Origin of the sequence: Asaia sp. SF2.1 (assembly GCF_000505765.1) — a bacterium.
Classification (GTDB): domain Bacteria; phylum Pseudomonadota; class Alphaproteobacteria; order Acetobacterales; family Acetobacteraceae; genus Asaia; species Asaia bogorensis.
In genome coordinates, this window is sequence record NZ_AYXS01000051.1 from 122,572 (window position 1) to 123,522 (window position 951).

At 57.6% G+C, this 951-nt stretch carries 1 protein-coding gene and 1 pseudogene; both read left to right on the forward strand.

Annotation, left to right across the window (positions count from 1 at the left end; all coding sequences use genetic code 11):
• Positions 1–609, forward strand: a pseudogene (gene fliI, locus P792_RS35500) (flagellum-specific ATP synthase FliI); the annotation flags it as partial.
• On the forward strand, positions 606–951 hold a 346-nt coding region (locus tag P792_RS37880), incomplete at its 3' end, for a hypothetical protein (protein WP_161630874.1). The pseudogene fliI and the gene P792_RS37880, both read left to right, overlap by 4 nt.

A 951-nucleotide genomic window follows, 5' to 3' on the forward strand; every position in this document is an offset into this window, starting at 1 on the left:
CAGGGGAAATCAGTGCTGCTCCTGATGGACAGCGTCACACGTTTTTGCCACGCCTTGCGGGAAATTGGCCTCTCTGGCGGTGAGCCCCCCGCAACACGAGGCTATCCTCCAAGCGTTTTCGCCGAATTGCCCAGACTCCTCGAGCGAGCAGGTCCGGGGCTTTCAACGCCAGACGGGCGTGCGGGACAAATAACCGCCATCTATTCGGTCCTTGTCGAAGGAGACGACCATAATGAGCCGGTTGCAGATGCGGTTCGCGGCATTCTGGACGGGCACGTGATAATGGATCGACGCATAGCGGAGGCCGGACGTTATCCGGCTATAAACGTGCTGCGCTCCCTTTCCCGCACGGCGTCAGGATGCAACACCCGTGAAGAGAATGCCCTGACGCGTGAGGCACGCGCGACACTGGCAGTGTGGGAGGATATTAGGGATATCGTTCAGCTTGGTGCCTATCGTGAGGGCAGTGATGCCAAGTCGGACCGGGCCATCAGGCTCGCACCGGAGATCGATTCTCTACTCCAGCAGGAACGCATGGAAGTCAGAGCCCTGTCCGACAGTTTTCTTGCCCTCAGTAATCTGGTTGCTGCCTATGGCGGACCACAATGACCCATCGCCTGCGCTGCCTCGCCACTTTGGCCAAAATACGGGAACGCGAGAGACTTGATGCGCAAACGCAACTGATTGCTGCGCAGCAGCTGCAGGATGGCAAATCCGCGAGCCTGACTTATGCGACAGACGTACTTGCCGAGGAACGTCGCATTGCAACGGCGGGAAACGTGACTATGGAGACGTTTCGCGTCTGGTTTCCGTCTGGCCTTGAAAAAATCGCATACGCCACAGAGGAATATCACAACGCTTCTGCCGCGACAGAAACTGCGCGACTTTTCGCTCTGGAGACGGCAGTCAGACATAAGGCGACAGAAACGGTCTTTCGGCGTCTGGAAAAAG